This window comes from Pseudoalteromonas sp. ABE4_541 (genome assembly GCF_056312285.1).
Genome location: NZ_JBSVEM010000006.1, coordinates 81595 through 107860, shown reverse-complemented (window position 1 = coordinate 107860; position 26266 = coordinate 81595). Strand labels below are relative to the sequence as shown.

Here is a 26266-nt window from a genome sequence, read left to right as displayed (position 1 = left end):
TTAAGAACTCCTTTCGTTCAGTAGGCCAATTAAACGGCCCAAAACTTCTCCCATTAAAGGCGGAACAGCATTTCCTACTTGCGTATAACGAGGGCACTCCTGCGTTCGTCGGCTACCACCTGTGGTATATTTCCCTTTAAACTCAAAGTCGTCAGGAAATGATTGAATACGAGCATTCTCTCTTACTGTCAAAATTCGAGGTTCCGAATAATGAAGAAGATCATCTGGTAAAGTTGTTAAAGTCCTAGAAGGTTGTGATGGATCTAGCACCGTTATGACTTGCTTTCTAGTTCCTATCAGCTGTTTTTGCTCGTCCGTTAGGCCTTTTCCTGGAACACATATACTTTGAATTTTTTTAAATTTCTCGACTGTTTCAGGCTTATGGCGAGCTATTCTCAAACTGTTTGGCTTAAACTTACTTTGCAACCCTTTTCTCATAGCTTTTTGATAGGAAGTTAACCTATTTGGAGAGGTGTAGTTTAGCTGCTTAAAGCCATTATTTTCAGATCCTGAGTGATATATGATTTCTGCACTGGTTTGTTCAAGATCACTTATTGCTGATCGAACACTTACTGGCTTGTTTGGAAGCTGCTTCTCTTTTAAAAAGGGCTCTCGAAGCTCTTCTAGTATTAAAAATGGATCTAACTCTGAGTGAAGCTGGTCTTTTCTCACCCCAACCATAATAAACCTAGTTCTATTTTGGGGCACACCAAAGCAAGCACTATTTATGAAGCCTGTAAAAATTTTATATCCCAACTCTTCCAGTCTAGCTTTCACTATTTCTGAGTAAGGTATTTTACTCCGATTACCAGTACTATCTTTAAACGTGGAGTTGAAACCTTTTACATTTTCAAGCACGAGATATCTCGGAGAAATAAGCTGTACCATTTTAATGTACTCTTCTGAAAGCTTATTTCTTGGATCATCCATCTTTCTCCTACCTGCCATTGAAAAACCCTGACAAGGAGGCCCTCCCGCTATTAAATCTACATGCCCATTTAATTCAGCGAGTTGACTTTGGTAGTTTGTTAACAGTTCTTGGATTGTGGTTTCTTTTTTAGGTAACCAATCTGGCCATCTAAAATGATTATATTTACCGTCAATTAAGTTATGTTTAAAGGTTTCAAAAGCCATATGATCTTTTTCAACAGCAAATAAACCGGTCCATCCGGAATGGCCTAAACCCAGAGATAAGCCACCACACCCTGAAAAGAGGTCAATATAAATTCCCTTTGTTTTTCTTTCACCTAACCCCATTTAAAATACCACTCTAAAAGCTAAAAAAGCCCTCTTAACTTTTTAGTCAAGAACTGCAAAAAATTCCAGGTATGTTACTCAAAATATCTCATAACACAATATAAAAACCTTTCACAGTAACATAAATTTAAACTTTTTTGAAAACCTCTCACTCCAAGCAATAATGTCTTCCTCACCCAACCGACCTTCGCTCTTAGACTTTTGATGCGACACACTTTTGTGATTGCCTTCTCCAACCAGTGCATCAAAGTATTTCTTTGGCCAACTGAATTGGTTGCTGAGCAACCTTCTTTCTATCTCAGGTATAAAGTCTCGTAGCTTGCCTTTTGGCACTAATGCTCGCGCAGAGATAACTTTGGTGGCAATGGAAGCTCTGCCATCAGAGGTATCCACCTCTAATAAGAAATAACCTTCGTTTTGATGTTCAATCATTACAATTGCCATACATCTAGGCGAACCATCTACCATAAGATGACTCTCACTGCGCCCCACTTCTGGTAGCTTACGAACAATGGGCTTACTTTGTTTAACACCGTGCTCTTTTTCTAATATCTCCAGCATTTTAAAGAAGCTATCGAATTTGTTGAGATATAAATCGGCGTTGTCGGTTAAATCATCTAAGCCATCTACGGCGGCTCTGGGTGTGTCGCCTCGCGAATTTGGATCGTCGGTGCTTACGGCAGGTGGTAAGTTGTTGGGTTTACCTTCATCTTCTTTACCACCAGGGCTTTTTCTAGGCTGTGCACCGACTTTACGAGTACGTGGCACTCTGTTGTATATTCGCTGTGTTGCATCACAGAATATCAATGCAGACTCGTTATCTTCGCTGCCGTCGCTGTTTTCATCGATTTCTCGCTGTGTAGGCAGTTGTGGGTAGGTACACCCTTTTCCTTTACCCGAACCTGGTTTGTTTTCAGTGAAACCTGGATGTGAAAAGCCAATATCCGAAATATCAGGGAAGAACAAACCATCCAATAATTCTATTCGGTTGATAAACCAAGTGCTTTCATCACGTGACTTCCAGCCTCTTGCGGCCACTTTTACATCCTTAAGCTGGGGAGGGTCGAATCGAAAAGTCCAACGTTCAACGTTAGGTGCCCTAACTCGCTCTTGCGAAAAATACTGATAAATACTGTTAAACGAATTTTTAATGTCACTGTTTAACAATAACCAAGCGATTTGATGTCTAAACCCTTCATTATCAAACAGTACTTTTGGACATAGTGTTGTTGGTAAGGCGTTTATCACGAGATCTAAAGGAAACTCTTTATCATCGTTGTTTGGGTAGTGGTCAACGTAAAACTCTAAGTCGAGCGCACTGTTAATGAGTGCAGCGTTTGCCAGATAGTTGTTTGTAAAAAATAAGGCTCTGGCCAGCTCCAACTGTGGTAAATAAATAGTTTTGCCTGCACTTTCAAACACAAAGCATTTTTGCGATTGCTCTTCGCTCAGCTTATACGTCACTAAGCCGCTGTCGCCCACCGTGGCGGTTTGCCAAAATGCACGGTCAGGTAAAGTAAATTTAATCGGGAAGCCTAGAGGGATGGCATCAACAGTTTGGTTTAGTACGACTTGTCGGCTTAAATAGGGTAGCTGGCTAAACTTAAGGGCTTTGCGCGTGGATTGCTTAAAGCGAACACCAATATCCCAAGTTTTGCGGTTATTGTATTTAAACAGATTGCCTATCGCCTGTATTCTGGCGTCGTCTGGTAGTGTTTTAAATCTATCAACTTGGTTCATACTTTACTGCAAATCCTAGCAATTGCGACGCGAGTGGTCGGGTCCTTTTCTCGTTTAGCCCTGCCATGCGTTCAATTCGCCAAGTTCTGAGTATTTGATGTTTTGCATTACAACGAATACATGCCACAGCGATACGACGGCATTGGTATTCCTCTATAGTTTCACAATATTTATTAAAAAACAATTTACATAACGGTAACTTTTCTAAGTGTTTGATCTGAGACAAAGAGATGTGTGCATGGGTAACTAGCCAAGTTATCGTGTGGCGGCTTGAGCCAAGCTGAGTTTCTGCTTTATTAATCAATGAAATAAGTTGCCTTACGTATTTTTTGTCTCGCTTTGACCAGTCAACTCTACCTGTTTTTGCAATGTTGGGTGTGGCAGAGCTTTGATTAAATTGCATCAACCATTGTTTATCATGCCGATATAGCCATGTGTATAAACCCGCAAAACCATTTTGTCTCGCGCCTTTAACGCCAAATTTAGCCACAGCATGTTGCCACTTTGTGCGACGAGTTTGGTCAACTACCACAGGCTCAGTGTATACAGGCACATAATCGTATGGGGTGTGCGGTAATGCTGATGCGGTACTGAGTATGTTCGATATATCCAACTGCTGCTCATAGCATGCTTGCCACACCAATAGGTGCTGAAGGTAGCTAAATGATTTTCTGTGTTTTCTAAACAAACACTTCAGCCAATTAGTGTCTTCTGCCTTGTTTATATCGAGCCCAAAGCTTGCGAGGGTATGGCGGCCCCAATACCCTAACACCAATTGCGCGATCAGTTCATGCTCAACCTGCTTACCCCTAACAAACCCCAGCTGATAAGCCAAATCATGATAAAAATAACGCCATTGCAACGAGTATATAAGGTGTTCTGAAAAGTTCAGTAACTGCTGAGCATACGCCGCTAGCAGCGTGGCTTTGTGGTTTGTAAGCCTTGGAGTTGAGTGTAAAAGCACATAAGGACTTAGCGCAGTAAATTGCTGCCTATGTGCTTCGCTGATCAAAACAGGGCTGCTGATTAACTGCATGCCATGCTCCGCACATACCGATAAACCAGGTTGCTGCCAGCGCCGCGCCCAAAAAGGCTCTCCATATTGCTCTATTTGCGCTGTTACGCACAAAGGGCAGTAACGCAGGTAGTGCGGGCTTTTAACTTTGGATGCGGCTTTGCCTAGCTGTACTTCTGCCGAGTGCCTGCAATCAGTCAGTAGCTCATATTTAGCTTGAGCTGCAATGTCGGGGTGCACAAAAGGAGAGTACAACGGAAAAAGCGTATGCCCCTGTAACAGCTTGTATGGTGTTAAATCAGCGTTACCTTGATAGTGAGCGGAGATCTGCGATAAATGCCCCTGAAGAGCTACTGAGGCAATTATTTGGCGGTTTTGGAATACCTCATCAAGCAATTGCTTGGGTGAAGTGATACCTGCATGTACGCCGTACCTTGCGATGACGCTGTAAAGCAGCTCATCAGGGTAAGGTACGGGTAAACAGGCCATACTACACGCTTTGTTTAAGCCAAGCGGTCATATCAAAAATCTTTCCTTGTTGTTTGTAGTATTGGTAAAGCTCATCCGATTGCTTTTTATGTTGAGAATAGCCAAAACGTAAATCGTCACTAGGCAATGTATGCCAGTCCTTGAGCTTGATGATTGCGGGCTTTTCTTTTGGCTCCTCCACTTCATCTGGTACTTGCTCATACCATTCAAGAACGAGTGGAATAAGCGCTCTTACCTGTAAGTGTGGATGATCTTTAATAGCTTTTTGCACTAATGGTACCAATAACTCTGATTCACACCCCATACCCAGCAAAAGGTTATAAAGCCTCATGGCCTCTGAGTCGCTCGCAAAAGGGAGTGTGTCTGACTTAGCTGCGGTAACTTCAGAGATCTGCTGGCTGAGCTCCAACAACCGCTTATCAATCTCTTTGTATTTTAAGTCTGAATACTTGGCAATGCTCTTTGCTTTACCAGACTTGAGCGCTTCAATCATTGGATGGATCGGCTGTAATTCAGACTCATATACCTTTGTGAATAGTTTTGAAGATAGCCGTTCAACGCCAGTAATAATAGCGCGTAGTTGTGCAAGCACAAATAACTTAACCACAATATCTAATACACCTTGTGACAGCTCAAACCAAGTATTGCGGACTTCTTCGGTGAGCGGTTCATCGCGGTGAATAAGCCACTGATACTGCCAAAGCTTGTCAGTTAACAATCGCCACTCTGTGGGTTTTGGTTTACCCGTTGCTGTATCGATCCTATTTTTGTGCTGTGGCAGGGGCGCCCACACCATAGAGCCAATGCCAGTGCTGCGTCTTGCTGATTGCAACTCAAGTTCGAATATGGGTCTCGCTTTGGGGGTACCAACTAAAATCACCGGCACACCAATAATATTCACCAAAGCCACAAAGAACTCGAGCATACGTTCTTGTCCTTCTTTTTTCTTTCGGGCCAACCTTTGAATTTCATCAATCACTAACACGCCTATAGCATATTGATTGGCGACTTGTCCCATAAATGCTAAAAGCACTTCGGGACTATGACGCTTATAGCAATACCTTTCTGTGAGTTTAGTATTTAGATGCTTATCAACCTCTTGAAAGAAATTTAAACATAGACTTTTTAGTGACCCATCTACTGGGCACTCGATACGCAAATAGGCGAGCTGGTAAGTATTATATTTTTCGTGATAAATCGCTTGTGGGTAGGTGGCCAATATCCGCAACACGCTGGAGCTTTTACCACATCCAGAGCAACCAATAAGTGACAAGCAACGTGCCGTAGAGGGCGCTTCGGCAAAACGAAAGCTGCTAATGTCGCCCGTCATCAAACGCTCGTAGCCGTTTTGTAGATGCTGTTGAAGCTGGCCAGTTGCAATGTTTCTGGCAACATAGCCCCCACGGATCATCAACGCTATTTTTTCCTCAAGCGCCACATGCATCGACAAAGGTTGAAAGAAGTCATCAAGCAAACCACATAACTCGTGAGCACGCTGCCTCGCGTCTAAATACCCCGCCGCAGGGTTGTATTTTACTTTGCCCTCTAGCTTAGTTTTCAGCTCTTCTATTTTGCTTACTCTTGGTAGCGCTTCAATAAACGGGTTACCTTTGTAACGCTCGATCTCAGACTCCTGATACACCGCACGGAAGATGTTAGAGGGTAAAATCATACGTCGTCATCCTCCTTAAACAACTGATCTGAAAAGTCTGGAAAGTCCAAATCGTCATCTGGCTCGGAGAGATAATGTACTTGCGCTGATTTACTCGTGTCGATGTCCACAGGCTTGTAGGCGCGCTCTTTACGCTCTTTGGCTTTTTCTTCTGCGCGGTTGTCGCGAATATTGCGAATACGCTCCGCATCTGACAAGCCAATATGTTTTGGCGCGGCCTTTTCAGCCTGATTAACCACTTCTATTACTTGTCGCTCCAAGGCACGCTTTTGCTCATCAGCGACTAGTTTTGCATCAGCATGAGTCTGTTTTAACTCATCATTTTGCTGCCACACATCCCAAAAACTCGCACCTGAGAACTGTCTTGAACGTGTTGCCAACTGACACATAAAATAGTCATTGCTGTTAGGTCCGAGATAAATGTAGATATAGTCTGCCGTTGCCAAATCATAGGCAACTTCCACACTTTTAGGGCGCTTCACTTCCTTACCCCGATGCATCCAGCCCGACTTTAAAAGCTCAGCGCTGGTGTAATACACGCCAAATATACAGGCCCCCGCATCAGATATCGTTGCCCGAGTTCTTGGCATCAATGCCACACGAAGATGTTCAGCAGCTGGCTTTTTCAACCGACCAGTTCGATGCTGCAAGCCCCAATTCCATATCGCCAGAGGGTTATTTGGTAAGTCCGTTGGCATATCAGCGGCTTTATCGTAGTCTTCAATCACGTGATATTGATTGTGATAAAGTACAGAAGCTAAGATGATTCGAGTAAACTCTTGGATCGTAAGCTTGGCATCCAAGCGATAATCCCTATCGCCTTGCTTTTTAATTTTGGTACCAGTGACCACACCAGGTGCAAACGGTTTGAATGCTTGTTGGAAGGTGCGAAAGGCTCGTTCGACAACCCCTTTTGCATCACTTCTAAATGGTGACGTATTTTCAACGCGAACACCAAAACCCTTTTCCAGGCATTCAATTTGATGCCCCATTAGCTCGCCTCTGTCAGCCAGCAAGGCGGTAGGTAGGCCTATACAAGGCCATTGCTCTGGTGTTACATCAAAGCCAAACTCGCGGCAATAATCTGTTTTATCCGTCGTGGCCATATGTATTGCCTGAATAGCAGCAGCATATGAAGGGTTTTCAAAACCAATATAAAACCCAGCCACCATGCGACTGAATACATCAATTACCATGTAAATTACTGGGCGACCAACGATATTGCTTCGTTGGGAGTCAGACACTAAATAGATGTCTGCGATTGTGGCGTCAATTTCATAGCGCATACCAGGGCCCAAAACATCTGCGGCGGCAGTACCAGTTAGTGGTCGTATATCTTTCTTTCGCTTTATTTCACCCGCCTGCGCTTCAATTTTGTCTACTTGGCGATATTCACGTTTGTAGAAATGCTCCATTTGCCTGAGTGTTGGCAATTCTTCTTCGGGTAAATCAGGAAAGTACTGCTCATAAATATCTTTGAGCCTGTTGTGCGCATATCTAAATGATTTGCCTTTGTCAGTTAATATGTGTCGTTCAATCGCTATGCGGAAAAGCTTCTCTGCGAAATCATCAATTAAAGCGCCAGTGCCTGGCATGTATTTGCGCGGTCGCCCTAACTTTGTTGTAGCTCGACGCTTTTGGCCCTTTGCACCTGAGTTTTTATAATCGGGTAATAATGCGTTGGGGATCTGACCACGTTGCCAGTATCTACGAGCAAAACGATAAATAGACTGTTTGGTTTTGCCCGTCTCAACCATTATTCGATTAACCACTTTGCCACGCGCTTTCGGTTCGTAGCAGTTCTCAAGCTCTACCAATGGCTTAATTACGGCATAGTTCGCATCACGTTTTAACTGAGCGGTAGAACCTACTTCTGGAATAACAGTAGTAATATCGCTATATGGGTCGGCTGCACGTTTGAGCACTTCATCTTGAAAACCCTGTTCTAACTCAGTTATTTCAACAAGTTCAGGAAAGGCTTTGTCATCGTGCACTTTTATCCAAAGCACGTAATAATCAAATACCATTAAAATGCGATACAAGGTTTGTTCGTATTGCAATACTTCATTGATTTGAAACACGAAACACCTCCTGAATTTTCTCAACGTTACCTAGTTTTAGGTGACCAACTTGTAGCTTTTGAACTGGCGTAAAAATATCAAAGGTAAAGTAACGGTCAGCCAGCAACGCTCTTATCTCAAACAACGACTCTCCTAAGTCTAGCCTATAGGCGGTATCTATCTCTTTGCAGGCGTTTATGAGGGTTTTGGTTGGGTGCTTTACAAAGTAATCAGCATAGAATCTGGCTTGCTCAATGGCTGAGTCTGGTGCTTCTTCATGCTCACCTTGTAGTGGGTAAATCCACTCAACATTCGCTTTAACCACTTTTGGGATCTCTTGCTCAGTGACTATTTGCCAAGGGATCTGCTTTTCATGCCAAAAGCGTTTCTCGAGTTCAAGTATCTCTATTTTGCGCTGCTCTTCCAAAGCGCTGACATACTTGGCTTGTAGAGCAAAATAGGGGAGATCTCGCGAGGTTGTTTCAACAAGAAAGTCACTTGATAAGTATTGGTCTACGCCTCGAACATTTGGATGTTTGATGCCAGCAGATTCAGCTAGCTCTAATGTTATCTCGCGCTCTAGCGGAAACTGCTCTTTGACTTGCAGCACATCCTGCCGCCACTCAAGCAAGTAGAACATGGATAGTTCAAGATCGGATAATAAATGGTGTGTTCGTTTGGACTTATAACCAAAGACTCGATGTACACGACCATCGGATGGCGCATCATAAACCGTTAACCACGGCTTGTAATCCTGATACTCGCCAGTACCGCGTCCTTCTTTGATCCACTTAAGATATTGCGCCTCAGTATGGCCAATCTTCCTAGACATAATATACCGCTATAACTGATTGAAAATTCAGCATAGCTGAGAATTTACCATATAATCAATCAACAATAATGAATTAAGAAAGGAAAGTACAAATGGCAAGACTAAATTCCGACGTATTACTCAAGGTTGAAAACTCTATTCCAGTAGAGCTAAAGCAAGAAGCTTTAAATGGCTGGAGTGTACTTTGGTCTAACCTACCATTCTTAGTTACGGTCACTATTGTGCTGGGTAGCGCCATAGTAACTTACCGAGTACAAAAAAAAGGGAAAGAGGCTGAGCATGAAAACAAAATTTCAGAGTTTCGCCACCACTGGTTACAAGAATTAAGAGAAACAGCATCTGAATTAATAGAGACCATGCACCTTTGCCAACTGCATTATATGAGGAGAACGATTGTATTAGATTTCAAACAAAGTGCTGAAAAGAACTTATCCACCTCCGACAGAATTAAAGGCACCACTGAACAAATTAACTCTTTCATTGAACAATCAAAAGCCCACTATGAAAAATTTCTTGAAGCAAGATCAAACTTTTACGGATTAGAAGCTAAGTTAAAAATGTTTTTTAAAAACGAAGATGATGCTTCTAAAAACCTCTTTATATTATTAGATAGTTTTAAGAAAGAAATGCTAGAAGATAGACATAGTTTAGACGATACCCCCTTAAATAGTGCGGTAGCTGAACTTCAGAAAATATTAAAAGATGAATGGGAAGTTACAAAGAAACGGTCTTGGCTAGATAACCCACAAAAATAACCAAGTATGAAACTTTATTGTCTGGGATGATGCTTTATTGTATGGGGTGAAACTTTATTGTTCACCCACAAAAAAAGGCGCTTTCGCGCCTTTTCTTATTCCACCGTCACCGACTTGGCTAGGTTTCTTGGTTGGTCAACGTCGGTGCCTTTGATCACAGCAACGTAGTATGACAGTAGCTGTAATGGGATTGTATATACAACTGGTGCTAGGATGTCTTCTACGTGGTTGACGTTGATAACACGCATAGTGTCGTCAGAGGCAAACGCGGAGTCTTTATCAGCGAATACGTAGATGATGCCGCCGCGAGCGCGGACTTCTTCAACGTTTGATTTGAGCTTTTCAAGTAGCTCGTTGTTTGGCGCAACCACGATGATTGGCATGTCTGCGTCGATCAGTGCCAGTGGGCCGTGTTTTAGTTCACCCGCTGCGTAGGCTTCGGCGTGAATGTATGAAATTTCTTTTAATTTCAACGCGCCTTCCATTGCGATTGGGTATTGTGAACCGCGACCTAAGAATAGTGAGTGGTGTTTGTCAGCAAACTCTTCCGCTAAGTCTTCAATTGAACCCGCCAGTGTTAAGGCTTCTTCTAACTTGTTTGGTAAGGTTTTGATGGCATTAACAATATTGCTTTGATCTAGGCCTTTTTCTTGCGCGATTGAGGCAGTTAGCATCAATAAGCCAACAAGTTGTGTGGTGAATGCTTTGGTAGACGCCACACCAATTTCCGCACCGGCTTTGGTCATAAACGCCAAGTCAGATTCGCGCACTAACGATGAACCTGGTACGTTACAAATGGTCATGGATGCCATATAACCTTGCTCTTTGGCAAGACGCAAAGCCGCTAGCGTGTCTGCGGTTTCACCTGATTGTGAAATGGTCACAAGTAGGCTGTTTTCATGTACAAACGATTGGCGATAACGGAACTCTGAAGCTATCTCTACGTTACAGCTTACCCCTGCAAATTGCTCTAGCCAGTAGCGCGCAACCATGCCTGAATGGTAAGACGTACCACAGGCAATAATTTGCACGTGTTTTACATCTTTAAAGATTTGTTGGGCGCTGTCGCCAAAAGCGTCCACTGCAACACGGTCATTCTCAAGGCGGCCTTCAAGGGTGTTACGCACAGCCAATGGTTGCTCGTAAATTTCTTTGAGCATGTAGTGGCGGTATTCTCCTTTGCCTGAGTTGTCTTGGGTGATGCTTGACTCAACCACTTCACGCTCAACTAATTCACCATTGATGTCGTAAATTTCAACACTATCGCGGGTAATGCGCGCTACATCACCTTCTTCTAGGAAGATAAAGCTGCGTGTTACTGGAAGCAGCGCGAGCTGATCAGAGGCAATAAAGTTTTCACCTAAACCGAGGCCAATAACCAACGGGCTACCAGAGCGCGCCACTATCATTTCTTGGTCGTTGGCTTTGTCGAAAACCACGGTACCGTATGCCCCTTCCAGCTGTTTTACTGCCGCTTTAACAGCCTCAAGTAAGCTGTCATGTTGCTGACGCAGTTGGTGAATGAGGTGCACCATTACTTCGGTATCGGTATCCGATAAAAACTCGTAACCGTCGCCTTTTAACGCATCACGCAGTGGGACATGGTTTTCAATAATACCGTTGTGTACCAAGGCGATTTCGCTATTTGATACATGAGGGTGCGCATTGCTTTCAGTTACACCGCCGTGCGTTGCCCAGCGTGTGTGTGCAATCCCCGTGGTGCCTTTTACCGCTGCTTTTTCAAGTGCTTGCTCAAGGTTTACCACCTTGCCTACCGCTTTTACGGTATTTAAAGCGCTGTTTAAACTCAGCGCAACACCGGCCGAGTCATAGCCACGATATTCAAGGCGCTTTAGGCCTTCAATCAAAATTTTATTTACTGGACGTTCAGCAACCGCCCCTACAATACCACACATAATTTCTCCATTTTGCACGTGAAGTGTGTTGTCATAATAATGTTGACTACGCACGATGTTGTCGCCCGTACATAGCATTAAACTCTTTAAATGCTCGCTCGAATGACAGTTACGCCGCTACTTTCAATACGCTGGCAAAGGTCCAATGCAAGATTGTCATCAGTGATCAAGGTTGTAACTTGAGACCAAGGCAATTCCAAATTGGGGATTTTGCGTCCTACTTTGTCAGATTCCACCATCACGACAACTTCTCTGGCGGATTCAGCCATCACCTGGCTCAAACCAACCAATTCGTTAAAGGTAGTCGTACCACGCGCAACATCAATGCCATCTGCACCAATAAATAGTTGGTCGAAGTCGTAAGAGCGCAATACTTTTTCAGCGACTTGCCCTTGGAACGACTCAGAATGTGGGTCCCAAGTTCCACCGGTCATCAAAAGTGTCGGCTCATTTTCAAGCGATAACAATCGGTTAGCTATATTCATAGCATTCGTCATCACCACTAACCCTTGCTTACTAGCAAGTTCAGGGATCATCGCTGCGGTGGTTCTGCCACTATCAATAATGATGCGATGATGATCTTTAATTAACTCAGCGGCCGCTTTGGCGATTGCCATTTTGCGAAGTGAATCGCGTTTGTCGTTGCTTTTTGCAACGATTTCTTGTGGCAATGCTACAGCACCGCCATAACGGCGTAACAATAACCCGCTTTTTTCCAGTGCGGTTAAGTCCTTTCGAATCGTAACTTCTGAAGTTTCAAACTCTGCAGCTAGCGTATCCACACTCACTTCACCCTGCTTGTTTACTGTCGAGAGTATAGTATGTCGACGTTGCTGAGTATTTCGTTTCGTCATATTCGCGCTCATTAAGTTTCGTTTCGAAATTTAAAGTAAGTTTAAACGAAACTTGTTGCCCTTTACAAGGTGAAAAACGAACAAAGTACAAAATGTTTCTACAACACCCAAAAATGAAGAGCGGTAGGTAAAAAGTAGAAAATAGATCAAGACCGACGTTTCAGTCTTGATCTAGACGAAGGGAAGTTTAGTGAAACACGTTTACGGTTATTTTAGCGCTTCCTGAAGAGCTTGAAGAGACCATTTCATCGTAGGCGCTTTGCATCTCAAACACAGCGCGGTCAACACCTAACCCCGCCAGCATCACTTCTGCCTCACGCAGTGAATTAAACGTGATCGTTTTGCCGCTATGATTGGTCAAAGCATGAAAATTTCCATTGTGGTCCACCCCTCCCACCAAGTAATGGTTTGAGTCGGCATAACTGAGAATAACGGTATCGAGCTTTTCTTGGCTGATCTGCATTTTTAGGTCATGAGCTAGCATCGGAATACACCTTTTTTGACTGAGATACTAGTTAAACGATACAGTGAGGAAACAAGTTCAATTTTTGTTCAAAAAAAGTTCATGCCATTGCAAGGCTTGGTTGTGCCATCTTTGCAGTGTCATTAATTTGCAACAGCATCGCATTAAATTGGTAAAGCTAAACTCGCGTTAACCATAATGGTGCCGTCACTATTAATAACGCTCTGTGAAAAACAAGGAATACCATGAAACGAATCGTTGTTACTGGCATCGGTGCTATATCTCCGATTGGCCATACTGCACAAAGTAGTTTTGATCGCCTGTTACAGGGCGAACACGGCATTCGTGCCATTGAGCATTTCGAACCACAGCAAACTGGATGTAAAAGCCATTTTGCAGCACAAGTCAGTGCTGACTTTGAACCGGGTTCACTTCCACCGTTTAGTGCTATGGATGAAAGCACACGTACCAAACAGCTGAAAAAGTTAGATCGGCATCAAGTATTTGCCATGATAGCCGCCGCTGAAGCCATCTCTGAGGCAAAATTAGACCTCATAAAAGACGAAGCCATTTTGCACCGCATCGGGGTAAACATTGCCACAGGTGTTGGCGGTCTTAACAGCCTTGAAATTTGTGCCGCTAAAGCTGACGCGGGTAAAAAACAATCTCCATTCGGTAACTTAATGTTTTTACCAAATCTATCGGCAGGTTACATATCAGCCCATTGGAATTTTGGTGGACCAAACAACGCCCATTGCACAGCTTGTGCAGCCAGTGCCCACGCCATCATGGATGCCTGTAATGCGATATCCAACGGTGAAGCCGATGTCATAGTTGCAGGTGGTGCCGAAGCCGCCATCACCGCTGTTGGTATTGGTACCTTTAATGCGCAAAATGCGCTTTCTACGCGCAATGATGATCCTAGCTCAGCCTCTAGACCATTTACGCAAGACCGTGACGGCTTTGTGATGGGTGAAGGCGCAGCGTGCTTGGTACTTGAAGACTATGACCATGCTAAAGCGCGTGGTGCAACAATATATTGTGAAGTGGCAGGCTTTGGCCGAACCTGTGATGGCCATACCGGCTTTGCAATAAGCGCACCGCACCCGCAAGGGCTTGGTGCCCAGCGTGCAATGCAAAATGCACTGAACATGGCCAACATCAACGCTCAGCAAGTCGGTTATATTAATACTCACAGTACTAGTACGGCCGCCGACAGCATAGAAATAGCCGCCATTAAAAACACCTTTGGCGATTATGCATCAAACGTTGCCATCTCTGGAACTAAAGCACAAACCGGCCACCTGCTTGGCGCAGCGGGGGCAATTGAAGCTGTGTTCACAACGTTAGCACTCAAACATCAAGTGCTGCCGTACACACTGAACCTTACCTTAGACAATGTTGACCCAGCTTGCTTAGGCGTAGACTTAATCATGAAAACAAGCCGACAAGCCAAGGTGACATATGCACTCTCCAACTCTTTCGGGTTTGGTGGCACAAACGCTTCCATCGCTTTCAAAGCCTGTTAGTTTTCATAGTGGCCGTCACTCAATAGCTTTTGTGACGGCTTGATTGATGCCACTGCGCCACTTAAAATACCTCAATTTGAAACACTGCAAGTACCCATGGAAAACTTTACCACCCTTATGAATGAGCCAAAGCAGCGCTTTAAATATCAGTGCCTGTTAGGCTGTGTGGTGTGGACCGTGATTATTACTTTGCTCAGCTGCATTACCGAATTTCATGATTTACTTGTTTTGCCCGCCCATCGTATCGATAACTATGCTTGGTGGGCACTGCAAGAATGGTGTTTGTGGTATTTATGGACACCCATTATTTTTTCACTGCTTGATAATTTACAAAAACAAGCCCGATTAGCCCCCCTTGGATATCTACTCGTATTTCTTCCTGTACTACTCAGCACATTGATATATCAGGCAATATTTGATTACTTTGTTTATGACGATGCGATTTTGGGAACTCTCGTGTATTTCATTCCTTCACACGCCGTTGTGTTAATTTTGCATCTGTTGGTTTGGAACAAACTTTGGAAACACAGCACCAAAGAGACCGCTGCACCTGTGCTGCTCGTTGACCAAGGCAAAAACAAAACCTTATTGCCTTTTGAAAACATCGTATCGGTCAGTGCCGCAAGTAATTACGTTGAGATACATACGAATGAGCAAAGCTACATAAAACGCGCCACGCTCACTCATTTGGAACAGCGCTTGGCGCATATGCCATTTATTCGTACACACCGCTCTTATCTGGTCAACGTGCACTGCATCAAGCACATTGAGCGCAAGCCTTCGGGGAGTGCATTAGTGCACTTAACCAATGCTCAGGTTATTCCTTTAAGCAAACGTTACTATCAAAAAGTAAAGTCGATGTGTGCTGGGCAGAGTAACGCTCTCCATTAAATTGAGTTTTGGGCGGTTCATTCGTCCCAAAATACGTCACCCCACCCCTAACCAATTGTTTTATTTGGTTTGATATTTTCAAATGCAACGATGGATTAAACTTGGGGGGACTCCAATGAAATACGCAAAAGCACTCATCAGCAGTGCTATTTTTAGCTTATGTTGCTATACAGCCATTTGTGATGCGAACAACACGCCGACTCATACACTGCAAAAGTATCAGCGCGACTACTTTGAGCCATTTAACGTGCAACATGCTTTAGATGTCATTGAGCAACTACCGGGGTTTGCGTTAGTCGAAAATAGCGGGCAAAGGGGCTTAGCGAATACGGCGGGCAATGTATTGATTGATGGCACCCCACCTTTGTCAAAATCAGAGTCTTTATCAGGAATTTTAAAGAAGCTCAGTGCAGAGCTTGTTGAAAAGGTTGAGGTTTATAATACCGGCCACCCTTTTAGCAGTGTGTCGCATCATTCACAGGTTGCCAATATCATTACGAGGCGCGAACACACCACGCTCAACTGGCAGGCAGATACTGCGCTACGCAACCAACGTAATTCCTTTAACGAGCTACAACTACAGCTCAGAGCACCCACGGGGCAATGGATCCAACAAATCAACCTCACTGCAGAAAACAGCGAGTTTGTGTCCTTTACACGGGCCGATGAATTCGACGCACGACACCAGCACATTGAGGTACAAACCGAAGACTTTATCGAAAAATTAAAACTCTTTCAGATAGATACACAATCCAGTATAGGCAGTGAGTCAGATCGTTTACAGATCACCAGTAAGTTTATCTCTGAGCGCTGGCAAACAGACTTTCGACACCAGTACTTTCAACCCCTACAAACAAATGCATTTGATAACGAAACCACCATCGAGTGGCTCGATATAGACGAATATCAACTGGGTGCTGATTGGCAACACACTTTTAGCAATGGCAACACACTGCAGTTGCTGGGATTTATAAAAGATAATCAACAACATCGAGTTGATGAGTCATTGTCAAAAGAAAGTGCGGACTTCTCTTTGGAAAATCAACAAAAAGAGCAGGTTATGCAATTGTCTATACAAGTTTTTCAATGGCCTCTTAGTCCTGAATTTGGACTTGAAATAAGCCGCAATAACTTAGTGGCCACGAGCCATGTCAACACCCGTACTTATGCCAGTAAAGTCTCAGAAACGCGCTATCAACCTTTTACCGCCATTACTTGGCAACTGAACCCAGACTGGCAGCTCTATGCACGACTTAATGGCGAACGTACAGAGCTTAAAACACAACGTGATAAGCCCACAATATTTGCGCAACATCATCTCAAACCACTCGTGAAACTCAGTGTTAACAAGAATAACTGGGGCGTAATCTGGCAATTTAAGCGTCAAGTAGAACAACTAGATTTTAGTTTGTTTGTCGCCAGTCAAGATGTGACTTATGGCCGCGTACAATTAGGTAATATCGACCTAAAACCAGAACATTACAGTGAGTTATCAATGCAGCTTAATTACAGCTATGATGACTGGCTGACGTTGAACACCACGTTTTATCATAAGTGGCGTAAAGCGATTCATGAGTATGTGCTGCTTGATAACGGTGAACAAGAAATAGGTAATGCGGGCGATGCTCAACAGTTTGGCGTCAACACCTTGCTCGATCTGAAAACACCTTGGCTACTAGCGAGCAGCACATTAACACTCAATCACAACTATACCAATGCGCACTACAACGACACCCTTGGCATACAGCGCACGACCAATGAACTGGTTCCACATGTGTTTAGTGCTGAGTTTCGTCATGATTTAGATACGTTCTCGTGGGGGCTTGAATACACTGCATCCGAGCAGAGCACTGAGTACTATATTGATGAACTTATAAAGGAAAATAGTGCATATTCCACCAGCGCGTACATCGAAGCACAACTACATGACACACTACAAATGCGCTTCTCAATTAGCTCATTCGCTGATGAAAAAGACAACGCGTGGCAACAGTACTTTCACAGCAACCGTACCAATGAGCGCAATGGGCATCGCATCGTGACGGAAACGACTAAGCCTGAATTCCAAATGACGCTCAGAGGCACCTTTAACTGACCTCTATTGGGCGAAATGTGAGTTGTATATACAGGAGAGAAACTCGTATTTCTCTCCAACTTATATGTGTCGCAGAGGTTAAATACACGATTGAGTTGCAATTCATATGCAATTAAGCCCCCAAAGGCATAATAAACACGCTTAGCCTCTTGGCTATAAGTTAGTTACAATTCACGCAAATAATAATTAATATTTTGGTTTCTATGTCGTTATCTCGTTTATTCCCGTTGTTTTTACTGCTACTCAGTGGCTGTCAGTCCACTCAACCCACTGTGTCAGCGCATATCGAGCCCGAGGCACCAACCGTTAATAATCAGGTGACTCATCCCAGCTCAGGACCAAAACCAATCGCTATAGCCATTAAGCCACAAGAAATAAGTGATGTATGGCAGCGTATTCGCGCTCAACTGACGTTTGCCCCCAACTCTCACCCCAGCGTACAAGCACGTGTTGACTGGTACCTATCACACCCAAACTATATGGAGGTGATCAGCAAACGGGCAGGTCCATTTTTGCATTACATTGTCGAGCAAGTAGAGCAACGCGGCTTACCCATTGAGTTAGCGCTTATGCCGTTAATTGAAAGTGACTTTGATACCAATGCTTACTCTCATAAACATGCATCAGGTCTTTGGCAACTCACCCCTTTGATAGCGAAGCACTACGGCATCAAAATAGGACCTTGGTACGATGGCAGACAAGATGTTATTGATGCAACAAACGCCGCACTGGACTTTTTAAGCTACCTACATAAACGCTTTGATGGTAATTGGTATCACGCGATTGCTGCCTATAACACAGGCGAAGGTCGAGTCGCACAAGCGATTAGAAAGCACAAGCGACAAGGTAAACCCACGGATTTTTTTGCCTTATCATTACCAAAGCAAACACAACATTACGTACCAAAACTCTTGGCTGCAGCACAATTACTTAGAGAGCAAAAAATGGTGTTTCCACCGATCGCCAATCAAAGTGCTATTACAGTTTTGCCACTTGAGCGCGGTTTGATGCTCGACACACATAAAAACTGGCGCGTACTACGTGATTTAAATCCGGGATACACTCGCTTCCCAGCGTTATTAGATGGCCCTGAACATATTGTGATACCAGCGGATAAAGCCCAAGACTGGCACCAGTACATCGCTCAATTGCCAGCTATGCCAAACACGCAATGGCAACAGTACAAAATTCAACGTGGCGATAGTCTAAGCGTGATTGCCAAGCGTTTTGCTCTAACGCTCTCGCAATTAAAATCATTTAACCAACTCACGGGTAACCGAATTAGAGCGGGAGACACGCTGCTCTTGCCCGTACTGGCCGATCAGCAAATCGATTATGTGGTACGCTCGGGTGACAGCTTATGGCGAATCGCCAAGCACTTTAACGTCAAGGTAAGTGAAATAAAGCAGTGGAATGCACGTTCGGATGATGCGTTACGCATTGGAGAAAAACTGACGCTATTTTTATCAAATAGCTGAACAAATAAAATAAATAGAGCCCCCTGTGGTGCTCTATTTATTTTGTCTGGTTACCGAAACATCACTTGTTTATTCGATCGTTCATATACGCGTGCTTCAGGTGATGTCCATTGACCATTTTTAAGGTATTGCGTGGCCACGTGCATCTTGCCTTCAACAAAGCGACTTGTTGATTTCACTTTGCTAATGCCGTCTTGGTTGCCTTCAACGTCTTCATAAGCGACAAAGCTACCATCTGCCAAAATGGACATGTACCCTGTGGTGTAAAACCCCGCCGTGGTGAAATAGTAAAACACCACTTGTTGCTTGGTTTTATCCCAGAAAATGAGTGACTCTCCACCGTACATTCCATCATTGATCGAATGTAAAGTTCGCACCGCCGTTCCATTTAAAGCGCGCTCCCAATGACTCACATCCTGCATCGCAGGCTTGTTCTCTGCCGCAGGAAAATCAGCTTGCCATGTGCCCAAGTATGGTTCAAACACTTTCAGCTCATCCACCAAAGACTGTGCCATTGCATTCATTGAGCTCGTCAGTAACAAGATACGAATCAGGCTAAGCTTAGGAGATTTCATTAAATTTCCTTAATTTAAACATTGATAACTGAAACTTTAGCCTGATTTATAAACACTTGACGGTTATTTTTTATTCGCAGAAAAATACTTACGACGTAGCAAGTCGTGGATCACCAGCTCTTGCTCTCGCCCATAAGCTTTAAACATACGATTATTATGCATATGTAGTAGCGAGCCTAATAATGAGTCTTTACTGCAGTTTAATGCCTCTTGCGCGATTAATTGATTTAGCTGACTGACTACTGGCTCAGCTGCAACACGCCATTGCGCTGTTAGTGCAAATAACGCCTGTTGTAACTCGTCACTACCAGGTGTTTGGCTTGCAAACTTGTCAAAGTCATCGTCTAACGTCGATTGATATTCTCTGAACCGATTGCCGAGTATTTTCCTAACCGCGCTACTGTCATTAAACTCTCGCCCAAAACCATCTCGTAGTCGACTGATCAAGGCCAAACGCTCTACATCGGTATAGTTAAACAGCGTCAACAGCTGATCAGTGCACAGCAGCGCCATACGCCAACGCACTGCCTCACCGTGTTCTTCAATCAGTGCACAAGTTTTTGCTATTAAAGTGCTGTCGAACATAAACAATGACTCAACCAACGCCATTGACTCTGGTCCACCATAGCGCTCCACTTCACGCTCATAAGTCATCAGCTCAACTTTGTGTAGCTCGCCATCTTCAATCATCGGATCTAATAATTGATTCAAAATCGGTAATAGCTGGCCACATAGCACACTTGGTTCACCAAAAAAGCGCAGTCTTAGGTGCCAATCGGGATCTCCATAGCGGATAAAAAACCACTTCTCGTATAGCGTTTGATGCTGCTCAATCAATGGTTGTAAACGCTCAGCTAACAACTGTTCGACCAGCGTGTTCCCTGAGTATATTTTCAAGCTAAGCCATTGTGAGCCAGCACTAAAGCGACGTTTAATAGGCTTCGCATTGATATTAGCGATTGGGTCCTCGACAAAATGGCTGTGAGGTGTCGCCATATGATTGAAAAATGGCACAATCAACTCATTGCTGTAGCGATGGCCCTGTTTATCGACTACGCGTGACGCATAGTGTGCACTGAGCACTTCTTTGAGTGTAATGTGCTGCAAACCTTTTGTTTCGGCTAGCAATATACCCAACATATCCACGTTACGTAGGTCCAGCTGCAATACGTTATCACTGATGGCGTAGCTCACTTGCGGGTCAAGTAAGTACTTTTCTTGTAGTGCCTCAAGCTTACTGAAATCAAGCTGTCCCTTGTTATATACCGCTTCTAATTCGTCTCGTGCTACACGCCAAGTTTTCTCGTTCAGAATCAAGTTATCCAACATGATTCTGGGTAAGAATGCACTGTGCTCAGTGCTCGAAGGCATACTGAAATTTGGCGCACGGCCATCTTGGCTTTGTAGCATACACAAGAATTTGTACGCACTGAGACTGCGCGCAGAATAGTTGTGCGCACTTGATAAACGCGGGATCACTTGCTTGTTAAGACGCTTGCTCCATAGCTTAACTTTGCGTCCTTCCACCCATACGTATAAATCACTCAGTGGAATTTGATACTCATCCTCTAAGCTACTATCGGCCATAAAAACAATTTCGTATTGACGTAAGTGAGGGCGTGCTATCACATTACCTGGCCTGCCTTCTGGCATGTGCACAACTTCAGCAAATATTACCTGATCCGAATGTGCCTGTTCTTGTTCCAATTCGGCGATAACATCCTGCTTGAGGCTTTCATTAAGATGGCAAAAACGACCCAATAAATTAGCCGATGAGGGCCCATAGCAGCCGTTTAATTTTAAAATTGGGTTTTGCTTATCATCTTCATAGACGCTCATCATGGCGGCAAAAGAACTTGGAAACTTTGACGCTGCATCCTTGTTCGTTATCTTAGATTTTAACGTTTTGCTGCTCAGTACAATGCAATCTTTGTTACGGTTTTCGGGTAAACTAATTGCCTCGCAAATAATGTTATCCATTGCACTCATAGGTGCTTGAGTTGATGACGCAGACGTGCTTTTAGCCAATGCTAAACCCGCAATCAAAGGCGCTTCGTAGCCCGTTTCATCGGAAATACCAATTCCAGATTCATCATCTAAAATCACATCAAGCGGCACAAATTGCCCCTCAAAACGTGCATTAAACTGCGAAATAAAGCGCTCCATGGGCGGCGTGCGTCGCTCAGCACTCAGACCTGCTATCAGCTCCAACTGCTTTTTAAACCGATTTAGCTCTTGTTCACTCAGTTGGCATTGCTCGAAGCTTCTATATACATCTGATTGAAATAGCTTGTTTTCCTGTACTTTGACAGGCAGTTGCTCAAGGTGAGAGAGTAACTGCTTGTACGGCGTTATCTCGCCCGTGCGTTGTTCATCTAACGCGCTGATCTGCGCTAATGCAGTTGCGAGATGGTCCGCCGTGTCATATTCACCAATTTGTTGCAGTGACTTGATCAGTGCGGCATCTGGTGAGTCACCCGTTAAGGGTAAGGGGATATCGGCAAGCAACACTCCTTCGTCAATTAAGTCTTGGATATAACCTTCAACATCTTCGTGCTCAGCATCCGGGTATTGTGCGCAAAATGCGTCTACCAACGCATTAAAACTCAGCCCCGATTTCGCAATCTCTAAAGCAAATTTAAAAAACTCATCGCTTTCAACAGCACTCAGTCGATACTGCATGCTGTCATCGGATAAATAGGTTTCGATATATCGGCACTGTTGTGCAACAAAATAATGCGATGGATTAGGCTTATAGTTTAATTTGTCCGAGCGTGAAGCATGCTTGATAAAATGCTCTTTTAACGCCGATAAATAAAACATATCTAGCCGAGTTTTACGGCTATCCCCCGTGTGGCAACCACCTTGCAATAGCGTCTGCGCGCCAACTTGGCCTTTATGAATACCAGAAAATAGTCCAAATGGTGTCGATCTTGAGCACATGCGTACCATGTACTTAATGAGCGCTTGCGCCACCTTTTTTCCTTGCTTTGAATCTGGTTTTGCACGCCAAAGCTCGATACGCTCAAGCAACGATGGACTGGCTAAGTACAGTGCTTCCATCACTCCGGGTAATGCTAACCAATCTTCAAGAATTTGCTGAGTGCTGAGTGTGTTATCAGCATAGGCACTGAGGTGTTCTATTGCTAAACGAGGCGTTCTTACAACAAAAAACTTACCGCATTCAATACCTTGATTTAAGTTTTTGCTCATTCGTTTTTCCTTATGCCATTAGTAAGCAATCAGCCCAGTCCACATCATTGGTCAGTACACTTATTAAACCAACACCTACTCCAGCAAAGCCCATCAGCAAGCCATAGTCGGCTTTATAGGAGCTATCCATACCGTAAAAAGCGTGCAGCGACTCCACCCCTTTCTCATCATACTGTGCCAAAGCATGATCTAACCAATACTCAACTGCCGCAACAAACTGAGGATGCGGCATAAAATGGTTAAGCAATTGATATATTGTCACTAAGCCAACATAACCATGGCATATACCGGCATCGATAATATTGCCCGACTTTGCGTCTCTAGATGCACTATTTAATGCCATTTTTTGTGCAAACTCGACATAACTTGGACGATCTAGTGCCAGCCCAACTCTTGCCAATGTCAGCGCAATGGTGAGGTCACCATAACACCAGCCTAACCGTGAGCGATGCCCTTTACCCACGCAACTGCCAAACCAAGATTCATCTTCTTTGTTTGAGCTGGCTTGTGCAATCAACCAATCACAGCTACCGAGTAAAAGCGTTGTGACTTCATCTTTAAGGCTAGGAATAGATAACGCAGGTAGAATGGCGGCAATGACTGCCGGTACACCATGTGCTAAGCCCAAATTGTACTCAGCGCTGATGAGATCATCTTTATTGAGACGATACACAGAGTTAGAAGGCTGAGACCACGTAATATGGCCATCATTTAATTCAACCATGGTGCTTTTAAAAGCGTCCAAAATTGTACGATACAGCACGGTTTGGTCACTAAATTTAGCGCGCCTCGCCGCATATGGTGCGTATCCAGCCATACCCAGCACATACTCTATTTCGCCAGGCCAAGGCGAAACAGACAAAGCGTCAGCAAAAAGCTGGTCAATATCTGCTAACAATTCAACATCGTAGTCTTCTTCATTGGCCTGATTAAGGTATTCAAGCAACCATGTCTGACCCGCTAGGCCATTACTCATCTCAAAAGACTGCTCGCCAAGCGCATCTTGTAATTGTTCTAACTTTTCTTCAAACCGAGTCTCATTCACCCAATCGCTATTGTATTGATGGGCCTTGTACAAAAAGAGTAGCTGTCCTGCCAAACCACTTAGCAATCCATGCGCTTCTTTTGAACAGTCGAATGTACTCACCGTCTCTGCGAGCGCTTTGATGATAGCTTCTATTTTTGTTATTTTTTGCGCTGTTAATATACTTTCAATAGTCATAATTATCCTTAACCATTTACATCCAAGCCATTGGGCGACGAACAGTCTACGCGCTTATATCGCGATACACTTAAGCGTCACTAAGCTTGGGTTTTATCTTCTTCTTTATATTTTTGTAGTTTTATTTCTCGATCCGCCGAAGCAATCGTCTCTGTACGGTGTGCAATAATCACACGCGTGATCTTTAGTCGAGACACCGCGTCATTAATATCTGACTCTAGGCTGGTGTCCAAGTGGCTAGTCGCTTCATCCATAAATAAAATCTTCGGATTTTTATATAGCGCCCGCGCTAAAATAATACGCTGCTTCTGGCCACCTGAAAGACTGGATCCCATATCACCAATCAGACTTTCATAACCCATAGGCATCGCACTAATATCATCGTGAATTGCCGCAAGATCGGCACAATACACCACACGCTCCATATCAATTGGCGTATCGAAGAAGGCAATGTTGTCGGCCACCGAGCCGGATAACAGCTCATCATCCTGCATCACAGCTGCAATTTGCTGACGATATTGACGCGCACCAATTTGCTCAATGGGAATGCCATCGATCAGCACTTCACCATTTTTAACGGGGATCAAGCCAAGCATAATTTTGAGTAAGGTTGATTTACCGCACCCCGATGGGCCTGTGATAGCCACAGACTCACCCGGATTAATCTTTAAACTCAACTCATTCAGCACATTCGGCGTCGCATCTGAATAGGCAAAGCTGACATTCTTTATTTCGATACCACCTTCAATGGTGTGACGTTTGACCTTTTCAGGTTGTAGTTCTTCCTTTTCAGTTAAGGCAATGTCGGCGATACGATCAAAGTGCAAGCCAAGCATTTTGAATTCAATGAACTTTTCAATTAGATTCGCGGTTTTATCCATAAACTGACGCTTATAGGACATGAACGCAAACAGCATACCCGTACTAAAGCCACCTTGGATCACCAAGTGAGCCGCAAGGTACACAACAACAATATTCTCTATGCCAAATAACGCTCTGTTTATCGCATCATAACCAATTTGGAAATTACCTAGGCGAATGTTTTGGTTTATGGCTTTGGCATTGCGATTCTGCCACTGCCCCTCACGTTTCACCTCTGATCCAAACAATTTAATAGTTTGGATGCCACGCACCGTCTCCATAAAGTTCGAATTTTCTTCGGCCCGCGCCATGATTTCTTGCTCACTGATGGCACGAAACGGCCTGTACATAGCAATGCGTACCAACGCGTATGCCACCACCGCTACTAAAACGACAAATGACAGTTTGGGACTGTAAAAAAAGATCATACCTAGGGTGATCACAGCCATTAAGCCATCAATAATCGCTTCGATAACCCCTGTCGTAAGCAACTGTTTAACTTGTTGCAGTGAGCCAAAGCGAGAAACCACATCGCCCATGTGCCGCGTTTCAAAGTAACTCAAAGGCAAGCGAACAAGGTGATGGAATAAATTAGCCCCCAGCTGAATATTCATTTGGTTACCAAAATGCAGCAACGTAAAACCACGTAACGCATTGGTGGCTATCTCAAAGACCATGACGAGGAAAAAGCCGAGAGCCAAAACGGTGAGCAGCGACGTGTCGCCAGTCAATACCACATCGTCTATCACAAGCTGAATGTAATAAGGCGATGCCAGCGTGAAGACTTGTAACAACAGTGATAAAGCGAATATCAAAAATAGCGAGCGTTTCAGGCCGGTAATGCGGCTCCAAAAATCAGCAAATCGTAATGAGGGTCTTGATTCTTTTTTCTCAAAATTCTTGGTGGGTGTCAGCTCCAGTGCCACACCAGTAAAATGATTTGACGCCTCTTCCAGCGTGAAGGTTTTCTCTCCCGAAGCGGGGTCGTGGATCACTATACGCTTTTCATTGGCTTTTTTAAGCACCACAAAATGATTCATATCCCAATGCAAAATACAGGGGGTTTGCAATGCGTCTAAATCTTCTAACTCAATACGTAAAGGTCGAGAAGTCAGCTCGAGCTTTTCTGCAAAGTGCATAATATCAAGTAATGTTGCCCCCTCAAGAGAGATACTAAAGCGTTGCCTTAAGGAAATAAGATCGCTGTGATAGCCATGATAGGCTGCCACCATGGCTAAACTAGCAAGGCCGCATTCAGCCGCCTCTGATTGTAAAATAATGGGCAGTGATTTCCTTGACCAAAACTGTAGCTTCGCTACCGGCTCTTCGTCTTCAACATGCATAATACT

Annotated in this window: 18 protein-coding genes; 5 read left to right on the top strand and 13 right to left on the bottom strand. The window is 44.0% G+C overall.

Annotated features, from left to right (window positions below; all coding sequences use genetic code 11):
• The 6 genes from ACW689_RS07840 to ACW689_RS07815 form a co-directional block, all read right to left on the bottom strand.
• Complete coding sequence (locus tag ACW689_RS07840) at nucleotides 1-1257, bottom strand: DNA cytosine methyltransferase (RefSeq protein WP_476290056.1); 1257 nt, start codon at nucleotides 1255-1257, stop codon at nucleotides 1-3.
• Between the two features lie 111 nt (nucleotides 1258-1368).
• Complete coding sequence (locus ACW689_RS07835; RefSeq protein WP_476290054.1) at nucleotides 1369-2997, bottom strand: Tn7-like element transposition protein TnsE; 1629 nt, start codon at nucleotides 2995-2997, stop codon at nucleotides 1369-1371.
• Nucleotides 2984-4501, bottom strand: a complete 1518-nt coding sequence (locus tag ACW689_RS07830; protein WP_476290052.1) for a TnsD family Tn7-like transposition protein — start codon at nucleotides 4499-4501, stop codon at nucleotides 2984-2986. Before ACW689_RS07830 ends, ACW689_RS07835 begins: the two co-directional genes overlap by 14 nt.
• A gap of 1 nt (nucleotide 4502) precedes the next feature.
• Nucleotides 4503-6173, bottom strand: coding sequence for an AAA family ATPase (locus ACW689_RS07825; RefSeq protein WP_476290050.1), 1671 nt, complete (start codon nucleotides 6171-6173; stop codon nucleotides 4503-4505).
• A complete protein-coding gene (locus ACW689_RS07820; protein WP_476290048.1) occupies nucleotides 6170-8254 on the bottom strand; it encodes a Mu transposase C-terminal domain-containing protein in 2085 nt (694 codons plus the stop codon). The genes ACW689_RS07825 and ACW689_RS07820 overlap by 4 nt, the downstream gene beginning before the upstream one ends.
• Entirely contained in the window at nucleotides 8238-9065 is an 828-nt protein-coding gene (locus tag ACW689_RS07815) for a TnsA endonuclease C-terminal domain-containing protein (RefSeq protein ID WP_476290046.1), read from the bottom strand. The genes ACW689_RS07820 and ACW689_RS07815 overlap by 17 nt, the downstream gene beginning before the upstream one ends.
• A gap of 92 nt (nucleotides 9066-9157) precedes the next feature.
• Here ACW689_RS07815 and ACW689_RS07810 point away from each other — a divergent pair, with 92 nt between their 5' ends.
• A complete protein-coding gene (locus ACW689_RS07810; RefSeq protein ID WP_476290044.1) occupies nucleotides 9158-9820 on the top strand; it encodes a hypothetical protein in 663 nt (220 codons plus the stop codon).
• A 95-nt stretch (nucleotides 9821-9915) separates the two neighbouring features.
• On the opposite strand, the gene glmS is transcribed toward ACW689_RS07810, so the two are convergent.
• The 3 genes from glmS to ACW689_RS07795 all read right to left on the bottom strand — a co-directional run bounded on the left by glmS (nucleotide 9916) and on the right by ACW689_RS07795 (nucleotide 13074).
• Nucleotides 9916-11736 carry a glutamine--fructose-6-phosphate transaminase (isomerizing) gene (gene glmS, locus ACW689_RS07805; protein ID WP_476290275.1) on the bottom strand — a complete coding sequence of 607 codons (1821 nt, stop codon included), beginning with the start codon at nucleotides 11734-11736 and terminating at the stop codon, nucleotides 9916-9918.
• 86 nt (nucleotides 11737-11822) lie between these two features.
• The gene (locus tag ACW689_RS07800; RefSeq protein WP_476290042.1) at nucleotides 11823-12590 is read right to left on the bottom strand and encodes a DeoR/GlpR family DNA-binding transcription regulator; all 768 of its coding nucleotides are present in this window, start codon (nucleotides 12588-12590) and stop codon (nucleotides 11823-11825) included.
• Between the two features lie 187 nt (nucleotides 12591-12777).
• A complete protein-coding gene (locus ACW689_RS07795) occupies nucleotides 12778-13074 on the bottom strand; it encodes a DUF6482 family protein (protein WP_476290040.1) in 297 nt (98 codons plus the stop codon).
• 224 nt (nucleotides 13075-13298) lie between these two features.
• Here ACW689_RS07795 and ACW689_RS07790 point away from each other — a divergent pair, with 224 nt between their 5' ends.
• The 4 genes from ACW689_RS07790 (at nucleotide 13299) to ACW689_RS07775 (ending at nucleotide 19046) form a co-directional block, all read left to right on the top strand.
• On the top strand, nucleotides 13299-14582 hold the full coding sequence (locus ACW689_RS07790) for a beta-ketoacyl-[acyl-carrier-protein] synthase family protein (RefSeq protein WP_476290038.1): 1284 nt from the start codon (nucleotides 13299-13301) through the stop codon (nucleotides 14580-14582).
• Nucleotides 14583-14621: 39 nt separating this feature from the next.
• Nucleotides 14622-15473, top strand: coding sequence for a LytTR family DNA-binding domain-containing protein (locus ACW689_RS07785; RefSeq protein ID WP_476290036.1), 852 nt, complete (start codon nucleotides 14622-14624; stop codon nucleotides 15471-15473).
• Nucleotides 15474-15588: 115 nt separating this feature from the next.
• A complete protein-coding gene (locus ACW689_RS07780) occupies nucleotides 15589-17568 on the top strand; it encodes a TonB-dependent receptor (protein ID WP_476290034.1) in 1980 nt (659 codons plus the stop codon).
• A gap of 203 nt (nucleotides 17569-17771) precedes the next feature.
• Entirely contained in the window at nucleotides 17772-19046 is a 1275-nt protein-coding gene (locus tag ACW689_RS07775; RefSeq protein ID WP_476290032.1) for a LysM peptidoglycan-binding domain-containing protein, read from the top strand.
• Between the two features lie 50 nt (nucleotides 19047-19096).
• On the opposite strand, the gene ACW689_RS07770 is transcribed toward ACW689_RS07775, so the two are convergent.
• From ACW689_RS07770 to ACW689_RS07755, 4 genes are all read right to left on the bottom strand, one after another.
• Entirely contained in the window at nucleotides 19097-19621 is a 525-nt protein-coding gene (locus ACW689_RS07770) for a hypothetical protein (protein ID WP_476290030.1), read from the bottom strand.
• 63 nt (nucleotides 19622-19684) lie between these two features.
• A complete protein-coding gene (locus tag ACW689_RS07765) occupies nucleotides 19685-22834 on the bottom strand; it encodes a lantibiotic dehydratase (protein WP_476290028.1) in 3150 nt (1049 codons plus the stop codon).
• Nucleotides 22835-22844: 10 nt separating this feature from the next.
• A complete protein-coding gene (locus tag ACW689_RS07760; protein WP_476290026.1) occupies nucleotides 22845-24056 on the bottom strand; it encodes a lanthionine synthetase C family protein in 1212 nt (403 codons plus the stop codon).
• Nucleotides 24057-24136: 80 nt separating this feature from the next.
• A complete protein-coding gene (locus ACW689_RS07755) occupies nucleotides 24137-26260 on the bottom strand; it encodes a peptidase domain-containing ABC transporter (protein WP_476290024.1) in 2124 nt (707 codons plus the stop codon).
• Between the last annotated feature and the right edge of the window lie 6 nt (nucleotides 26261-26266).

Excerpts from the sequence above, each read along its gene's own strand:
- ACW689_RS07840 (WP_476290056.1), bottom strand. The coding sequence starts at position 1,257 with ATGGGGTTAGGTGAAAGAAAAACAAAGGGAATTTATATTGACCTCTTT.
- ACW689_RS07835 (WP_476290054.1), bottom strand. The coding sequence starts at position 2,997 with ATGAACCAAGTTGATAGATTTAAAACACTACCAGACGACGCCAGAATA.
- ACW689_RS07830 (WP_476290052.1), bottom strand. The coding sequence starts at position 4,501 with ATGGCCTGTTTACCCGTACCTTACCCTGATGAGCTGCTTTACAGCGTC.
- ACW689_RS07825 (WP_476290050.1), bottom strand. The coding sequence starts at position 6,173 with ATGATTTTACCCTCTAACATCTTCCGTGCGGTGTATCAGGAGTCTGAG.
- ACW689_RS07815 (WP_476290046.1), bottom strand. The coding sequence starts at position 9,065 with ATGTCTAGGAAGATTGGCCATACTGAGGCGCAATATCTTAAGTGGATC.
- ACW689_RS07810 (WP_476290044.1), top strand. The coding sequence starts at position 9,158 with ATGGCAAGACTAAATTCCGACGTATTACTCAAGGTTGAAAACTCTATT.
- glmS (WP_476290275.1), bottom strand. The coding sequence starts at position 11,736 with ATGTGTGGTATTGTAGGGGCGGTTGCTGAACGTCCAGTAAATAAAATT.
- ACW689_RS07800 (WP_476290042.1), bottom strand. The coding sequence starts at position 12,590 with ATGACGAAACGAAATACTCAGCAACGTCGACATACTATACTCTCGACA.
- ACW689_RS07795 (WP_476290040.1), bottom strand. The coding sequence starts at position 13,074 with ATGCTAGCTCATGACCTAAAAATGCAGATCAGCCAAGAAAAGCTCGAT.
- ACW689_RS07790 (WP_476290038.1), top strand. The coding sequence starts at position 13,299 with ATGAAACGAATCGTTGTTACTGGCATCGGTGCTATATCTCCGATTGGC.
- ACW689_RS07780 (WP_476290034.1), top strand. The coding sequence starts at position 15,589 with ATGAAATACGCAAAAGCACTCATCAGCAGTGCTATTTTTAGCTTATGT.
- ACW689_RS07775 (WP_476290032.1), top strand. The coding sequence starts at position 17,772 with ATGTCGTTATCTCGTTTATTCCCGTTGTTTTTACTGCTACTCAGTGGC.
- ACW689_RS07770 (WP_476290030.1), bottom strand. The coding sequence starts at position 19,621 with ATGAAATCTCCTAAGCTTAGCCTGATTCGTATCTTGTTACTGACGAGC.
- ACW689_RS07765 (WP_476290028.1), bottom strand. The coding sequence starts at position 22,834 with ATGAGCAAAAACTTAAATCAAGGTATTGAATGCGGTAAGTTTTTTGTT.
- ACW689_RS07760 (WP_476290026.1), bottom strand. The coding sequence starts at position 24,056 with ATGACTATTGAAAGTATATTAACAGCGCAAAAAATAACAAAAATAGAA.
- ACW689_RS07755 (WP_476290024.1), bottom strand. The coding sequence starts at position 26,260 with ATGCATGTTGAAGACGAAGAGCCGGTAGCGAAGCTACAGTTTTGGTCA.